Raw genomic sequence first — 7,498 nt, forward strand, 5'->3', positions numbered from 1 at the left:
CTGCTGGCACGGAGTTAGCCGGTGCTTATTCCTAGGGTACCGTCAGACTACGTAGAAACGTAGATTTCGTCCCCCATAAAAGAAGTTTACAATCCAGAGGACCTTCATCCTTCACGCGGCATGGCTGGTTCAGACTTGCGTCCATTGACCAATATTCCTTACTGCTGCCTCCCGTAGGAGTCGGGCCCGTGTCTCAGTGCCCGTGTGACTGGTCGTGCTCTCACACCAGTTACTGATCGCAGGCTTGGTGGGCCGTTACCCCGCCAACTACCTAATCAGCCGCACACCCATCCAGAACCGCCTGAGCTTTAATAGCTGAGTGATGCCACTCCACTATCTTATGGGGTATTAATCTTCCTTTCGGAAGGCTATCCCCCAGTTCCGGGTAAGTTGTGTACGTGTTCCGCACCCGTTTGCCGGTCGCCATCAGTGTGTATTGCTACACACCATGCTGCCCCTCGACTTGCATGTATTAAGCCTGCCGCTAGCGTTCATCCTGAGCCAGGATCAAACTCTCCATTGTAAAAGTGTTTGACTTCCTGACTAGAAAATTCTCGTTCGAAAATTGTCGAGTCATTTGTGTCGAATTTTATTCGCTAATGATCAACCTTACCTTAATGTAGCCTAACCGAAGTTAGTTGCTACGTTGCTTCCCTTTCTTTCAAAGAACTTCAATCCGTCCGTATTCCTACTTCCAAATTGTTTCGCAGATGACCCGGTTTCGAACCGCAGACCGCCTCACTTTTAAAGCGTCTCACCCATCGTTTTTCTAAAGAACTCCTTCCAATTGCGCCCCTCCGTTTTTCGAAGCGGAGTGCAAAGGTAAGAGCTTCTTTTATTCTGACCAAATTTATTTTTTAAACTTCCCGGCGTTTCTTCCAAACCACCACTCCATCTAATCACCTGGTCAACCGTATCTTAAGAACTGTTTGCCTCGTTTCAGAAGCGGAGTGCAAAGATAGAAGGTCCAACGTTACCAGCCAAACTTTTTTCGAAATTTATTTTCAGAAAAACCTTCGTAACTCATTGAAACCCAATCCTTTAAAGAGCACCACCCTGTCGTAAAGCGGAGTGCAAAGATAAGGGCTTCCAACCTCCCTCGCCAAATCTTTTTTGAAGAAATCCCCAAATAATTTGTGAAAGAAAAACACCACCCAAACAACGAAAACAACGTGCTGCCACCCGTCCCGTTCCCTTGCAATCCCTACCTTCAAAAAGCGGACGCAAAGATAGCACGCTCAGCCATAACAGCCAAACAATCAGAAAAGAAAAGTGGCAAAAAGTCCGGAAACCGCCTGTCAGCGCGGGAAGTAGTTTTCCGGGTACTTAACCTGGATCAGGTATAACCCGGTCGCGGCGATGGAATGACCGCATTTGGCCTCTTCTGTAAAAAGCCGTTTGAAACTGTCGAGGCTCAGCTTCCCCCGTCCCACCTTCAGCTGGGTAGCCGTCAACAAGCGCACCATACCCCGCAGAAAGCGGTTTCCTTCTATATGGTAGAGGAACTCCTCTCCCCTTTCCACCCATTCCGATACGGCGATCTGGCAGCGGAAGTTCTTCACCTGCGTGTTCGTCTTCGAAAAGGCCCAGAAATTCGTTTGCTCCTTTATATAAGCAGCGGTCTCGGCGAGGGCGTCGTGGTCCAGCCGGTAGGGATAAAAGAGCGCGGTCTCCTGGAGGAAGGGATTCTTCTGTGTGTATAAGTGGTATTCATACTCCCGCGCAATGGCGTCAAAGCGGGAATGCGCCCCTTCGGGCATCGGCAGCAGGCGCCTGACGACGATGTCGCCGGGCAAAATGGCGTTGAGCTTATAAACCAGTTGCGGATGGAGCTCGCCGGCGTCAAAGTGGAAGTAGTTCTGCAGCGCGTGCACGCCCGCATCGGTGCGCGACGAGCCGGTCAGGGATACCGGGTGACGCTGAATGAGCGCGATGGCACCTTCCAGCTCCGACTGGATCGTCCGTGCATTCTCCTGGATTTGGAAGCCGTTGTACCGGGTGCCCTTATAGGCCACCTCGATGAAATAGCGCGTCATGGATTACTTCGTCGCCCTGGGGCTGCTGAGTTCAAAAAGCCGGTCGGCGAGGTAAGCGTCTTTCAGACCCAGCTCGAGCTCGGGGAAATTGTGCTGGTCGGAAACGTGGCCCCAGGCAGATTCGTAAAAGTTGTAGCGGCCCAGGTCGGTCAGGAAGAGGGTGCCGAGCAGCTTCAGCTCCGCTACCGAATAGCAGCGCTTGCGAAATTCTTTGCGCGCCACCGTTACCATATCGCCTTCGTCTTCCGCGGCCGCCAGGTTCTTGCGGAACCGGAGGAAATCCTTCTGCTCGGCCACGGCTGCACAACTGATATCGGGCACCGCCCAGGCGCGGGGACGCGCGCCGCTGACAGGCGCGGTCTGGGCCGGCACGGCGGGCGTTGCCGCCACGCTGTCTTTGACCGTACCGGAAACGACAGCTACAGGGGGCGCCACCAGGATGGTATCCACGGGCCCTTTCGACGCTGCCGGCTGTGCAGCTACCAGCACCGTATCCACGGGCGCCGGCGTGCTGGCCAACTCCTGTCGGCGCAGGACGGTGTCGGCCACCGGGGCCGGTACGTACACCTCTTTAGGGTTCGGGATGAGCAGGCGGATCGTATCGGAGCTTTCGCCCAGCTTGTCGATGAACACCAGTCCGAAACCTTCCGTGGTGGAGCTTTCGGAGCGACGTGTTACCAATGAGCGGTGGTAAGGTTCCTCGGTTTCAACCGGTGCGGGTTGCACGGCCACGGCCATTGTGTCGGCAGCCGGGATCGCCGTGGTCGATTGGGGCGGCAGGGTATCGGCGGCCGGCGCGACGACCACCGCCACTACTTCGGGGGTGGGAACAGCTTTCATGGGAGCGGGCGGCAACGTCTCCACTGCGGCGGTGGCCGCGGAGGGACCGGAGCTGAGCAGCGTCAGGTCGTCGGAGGCCTGCACGAGGCGGCGGGTAAAGGGATCGGCCGCCGCCAGGAGCTGCCGGCTTTCCTCCTCGCTGGGGCCAACGGCGGCGAGCGCCTTAGTGAGGGAAAGCGATTGGAGATCGAACAGGTTCCAGGCGCCGCCCACCTGCTTCAGCACAAAACCCTTGTCCTCGCCCTTCATGACCACCGGAAAGCGGTTCTCGGTCGTGCTGCCGGGAAAGCCCACCTGCAGCAGGTAGCTGCTGTCGCGCAGCCCGGAAAGAATGACGTAGCCGGATGCAGCGGAGGATGACACCTGGTCGCCGAGGCGCACGTAGAACGGAGCGCCGTTGTCGCTCTGCATATATATAAAGTATACTTTTTGCGCACCGGCCGCCAGGCCGAGGACGAGCAGCGCGCAGAAGAGTCCGATTCTTTTCATGTTGCTCAAAATTACTGTTTTTGGCGGGCGATGCAAGGGAAAAGCCCGTTCATACCGGGGAACGGCGCGCGGACACAATTTAGTACGCCGCGCCGCCCCAAAGGCTAGATTTGCAGTACTTATCAAACACGCAATATGAAATCTCTCTTCCTCGCAGGAGTCCTCTGCCTCGCCGGCGCGGGCGCCTTTGCCCAGACCACGACCATACAGGGAACCGATTCGGCACGCAGGCCGGCGCCCTTGCCGTACCGCGCTACGTCCGAAAAGATCAACGACCTCGTGCACACCAAGCTCGACGCCCGCTTTGATTATTCGAAGTCGCAGCTGAAAGGCAAGGCCTGGATCACGCTTCGCCCCCACTTCTACCCCACCGACTCCCTGCGCCTCGATGCCAAAGGCATGGAGATCCGCGAAGTGTCGCTGGTGAAGGGCGGCGTCAACAGCAAGCTGAAATACGACTACAACGGCGAGCAGCTCGCCATCCGCCTCGGCCGCACGTTCCGCAGCAACGAGCCTTACACCATCTATATCGATTACATCGCTAAGCCCGACGAATACAAAACCGCCGGCTCGGCGGCCATCACCGATGCCAAGGGCCTGTATTTTATCAACCCGCGCGGCGAAGAGCCCAACAAGCCCACGCAGATCTGGACGCAGGGTGAGACCGAGGCTACTTCGGTATGGGTACCCACCATCGACAAACCGAACCAGAAGACCACCGAAGAGATCCTGATGACCGTGCCGGCCAAATATGTGACGCTCAGCAACGGCCTGCTGGTAAAGCAGACCAGGAACGCCGACGGCACCCGCACGGACCACTGGAAGATGGACCAGCCGCACGCCCCCTACCTGTTCTTCATGGGCGTGGGTGATTTCTCCATTACGAAAGACAAGTACAAAGGCAAGGAAGTAAGCTACTACGTGGAGAAGGATTATGCCCCCGTAGCCCGCCGCATCTTTGGCAACACGCCAGAAATGATGGCCTTCTTCAGCCGCATTACCGGCGTGGATTACCCCTGGGCCAAGTACGCCCAGATCGTGGGCCGCGACTACGTGAGCGGCGCTATGGAAAACACCACGGCCACGCTGCACCAGGAATCGGCCCAGCAGGACGCCCGCGAGCTTTCGGACGGCAACGACTGGGAAGGCACCATCGCCCACGAACTGTTTCACCAATGGTTCGGCGACTACGTAACCGCCGAAAGCTGGAGCAACCTCACCCTCAACGAATCCTTCGCCAACTATTCCGAGTACCTGTGGAACGAGTATAAATACGGGAAGGACGCCGCCGATGCGCACAACTACAGCGACATGCAGGGCTACCTGATGAGCGGCAGCGACAAGAAAGACCTCGTGCGCTTCCAGTACAACGACAAGGAAGACATGTTCGACGCGGTAAGCTACAACAAAGGTGGCCGCATCCTCAACATGCTGCGCACCTACGTGGGCGACAGCGCCTTCTTCAAAGCGCTCAACGTATACCTGACCACCAACAAGTTCAAAAGCGCCGAGGCCCAGCAGCTGCGCCTCGCCTTCGAGGACGTGACCGGCAAAGACCTCAACTGGTTCTGGAACCAGTGGTATTACGGCAGCGGCCACCCCAAACTCGACATCAACTACAGCTACGACGAAGCCGCCAGGATGGTGCGCGTGATCGTGCAGCAAAAACAAAGCGGCGACAAGCTGTTTACGCTGCCGGTGAACATCGATGTTTACAATGGCGCCAACCGCAGCCGCCATTTTGTATGGGTGACCGGCAGGACCGACACCTTCAGCTTTGCCTCCAATGCGAAGCCGAGCCTCGTGAACTTCGACGCCGACAAGGTGCTGCTTGCTACCAAAACGGAGAACAAAACACTCGACGAATACATTCACCAGTATAAATACGCCGGCAACTACCTCGACCGCCGCGAGGCGCTCGAGCTGGCCGCACGCCGCCAGGAAGATCCGAAAGCGCTCGACCTGCTGCTGCAAGGCCTGGCCGACCGCTACGAGGGCCTGCGCTCCTATGCCGCTTCGCGCCTCGATTTGAAGAAAGAGGCCGTAAAGACCGCCGCCGAAGCACCGCTGTCGAAGCTCGCCGCCTCCGACCCGAAGCGCACGGTGAAAGCCGTGGCCATCACCAAGCTCGGTGAGTACCGCAAGGCGCAATACAGCCCGCTGTTCCGCACGGCGGTGAACGATTCGTCGTACACGGTAGCAGGCAACGCGCTCGAAGCGCTGGCCAAGATTGACAGCGCCGCTGCGATTGGCGAAGCGAAGCGTCTCTCCAAAGAAAAGAGTAAGGGCAAGCTGGCCTCCTCTGTTACGGGCCTGCTGCTGGCCTCCGGCGACCCGAGTGCCAACGAGCGCATCGTGTCCGACTACATCGCTATGGCGCCGAGCCAGGAGAAGTACACGTCCATGGGCAACATGCTGAAGGCGTTGGCGCAAACTGCCGACCCCTCGCTGTTCCGACGCGGCGTCGACGATGTGTTCGCCTTCCTGGGCATCGTGGTCAAGCAGATCCCCGAAGAATTCCGCGACCAGGCCCTGGGCCCCGTCAACGAGCAACTGAAGAAAGTGGTGAAGACGCAGCGCGATGCCGGCCGCACCGCCTCCGCAGAGTACCTGGAGCAGAAGCTGGCGAAAAAACCCTTCTAAAGAATCGCTGATGTCGGATGTCTGATTTCTGATTTTCACGAATCCCGCAAATAAGAAAAGCTTCCCCGCGGGGAAGCTTTTCTTTTATCAAACATCCGGGATCAGACGTCAGCCATTACTCAGGCGCCGGGCTTCTTCTTGGGCGTGTCATCCACCTCGAAGCCCCAGTCGCCGAGGCGTTTGGGATTTTTCTTGTGGACGCCCTTGAGTACGTCGCGGCTCGCGGTAATGGCACCGTCGATATCGCCTAACAGTTGGTCGCGCTCGCGGTAGGCCTTCTCGGCCTCCTTGCGGTGAAATTCGGCTTTGTCGTGCCATTCGGCGGCAGGGGCCATCTTGGGTCCCATCCGGTCCCAGTTGAAATCCTGGATCGACCGCAGCGGGCTGTCCGCACCGTCGTCGCCGTGCTTTTTGAAAATCTTTTTACCCAGAGCGATCTTTTCCCCAACGTTACCGGGGATCTTGATCCGTGGCTGATTGTTGGCCATAGCAGTAAAATTTTGGTTGATAAAGGAGCCAAATTAACCTGTCGGCACTACCCAAACAATAGTAGAAATACGGCAAATGGTCCATTGGCTCCCCCTGCTGAACATCCCACCCCCACCCTCAACGTTCACCCCCCGGGGGCAACGATGGATTTCCTGATCCGAATGTTCGATTCGCCCTTACGAACTTTAGAGCGCCGGGTCGGAACATGGCGACCGCAGCCGCGAACGTTCCAGCCGGCGGTATGGGCCGAGAAATCGTCGTTTTCAGCAGCGCCACTCCCCGGCTCGAATGTTCCCCCCCGGGGGGTCAACGCTGAGATCGATGATTCCAATGTTAGAACCGGTGGTTTCAACGTTGCCGCCGCCCCTGCAATGTGCCGGCCCCGGGTGCCGGCAGGAGCGGTCCGGCTGTAAAGGACCGGGACACCGGACCCACCTCCGCTCCGGCAAAATGGCCGCACTTTGTGAAAAAATGCGGCATACAATCGCCCCTGAAAAGTAAACAGAAACCGGCCCCGGCTTACTTTCGCGTTGTGGAAAAGAAGGAATTATTGGAAATGTTGCACCAGCGTATGATCGAGGAGATTATGGATTACGCCATCATCCTGATCGACACCGACGGCACCATCCTGTCGTGGAATAAAGGCGCGGAGCAGATCAAGGGCTACAAAGCCGACGAAATCCTCGGGCAAAACTTCCGGATGTTTTACATGCCGCAGGACCGCGAAGCCAGGTTGCCCGAATTGCTTCTGGAGCAGGCCACCAAGGAAGGACGCGCCCGGCACATCGGCCGGCGTGTACGCAAGAACGGCACTACCTTCTGGGGCAGCATCCTCATCACGGCGCTGCACGACAACGAAGGCAAGGTGATGGGCTTTACCAAACTTACTAAGGAGCTTGGCGACAACGAGATCGACTAACGGCAGCCCCCCGAGCCGGCTAACGGGCCGCCTGCCCGGGCGCCTTTCTATGATGCGGAACAATCGTAAATAAAAAGAAAAG

Annotated in this window: 5 protein-coding genes and 1 rRNA gene; 2 read left to right on the forward strand and 4 right to left on the reverse strand. The window is 57.4% G+C overall.

The window, feature by feature from the left end; all coding sequences use genetic code 11:
• The 3 genes from E0486_RS18185 to E0486_RS18195 all read right to left on the reverse strand — a co-directional run.
• Nucleotides 1-523: ribosomal RNA gene (locus E0486_RS18185) — 16S ribosomal RNA — on the reverse strand; the annotation flags it as partial.
• A 775-nt stretch (nucleotides 524-1,298) separates the two neighbouring features.
• A complete protein-coding gene (gene truA, locus E0486_RS18190) occupies nucleotides 1,299-2,036 on the reverse strand; it encodes a tRNA pseudouridine(38-40) synthase TruA (RefSeq protein WP_131854433.1) in 738 nt (245 codons plus the stop codon).
• 3 nt (nucleotides 2,037-2,039) lie between these two features.
• A complete protein-coding gene (locus E0486_RS18195) occupies nucleotides 2,040-3,365 on the reverse strand; it encodes a hypothetical protein (RefSeq protein WP_131854435.1) in 1,326 nt (441 codons plus the stop codon).
• 135 nt (nucleotides 3,366-3,500) lie between these two features.
• Here E0486_RS18195 and E0486_RS18200 point away from each other — a divergent pair, with 135 nt between their 5' ends.
• A complete protein-coding gene (locus tag E0486_RS18200) occupies nucleotides 3,501-6,008 on the forward strand; it encodes a M1 family aminopeptidase (protein WP_131854437.1) in 2,508 nt (835 codons plus the stop codon).
• Nucleotides 6,009-6,127: 119 nt separating this feature from the next.
• Here the strand turns inward: E0486_RS18200 and E0486_RS18205 are convergent, their stop codons facing one another.
• Complete coding sequence (locus E0486_RS18205) at nucleotides 6,128-6,496, reverse strand: hypothetical protein (RefSeq protein ID WP_131854439.1); 369 nt, start codon at nucleotides 6,494-6,496, stop codon at nucleotides 6,128-6,130.
• A 533-nt stretch (nucleotides 6,497-7,029) separates the two neighbouring features.
• Here E0486_RS18205 and E0486_RS18210 point away from each other — a divergent pair.
• Nucleotides 7,030-7,416 (forward strand): PAS domain-containing protein, encoded by a 387-nt coding sequence (locus tag E0486_RS18210; protein WP_131854441.1) that lies wholly within the window; start codon nucleotides 7,030-7,032, stop codon nucleotides 7,414-7,416.
• Nucleotides 7,417-7,498 lie beyond the last annotated feature (82 nt).

Origin of the sequence: Flaviaesturariibacter aridisoli (assembly GCF_004343705.1) — a bacterium.
Lineage (GTDB): Bacteria > Bacteroidota > Bacteroidia > Chitinophagales > Chitinophagaceae > Flavisolibacter > Flavisolibacter aridisoli.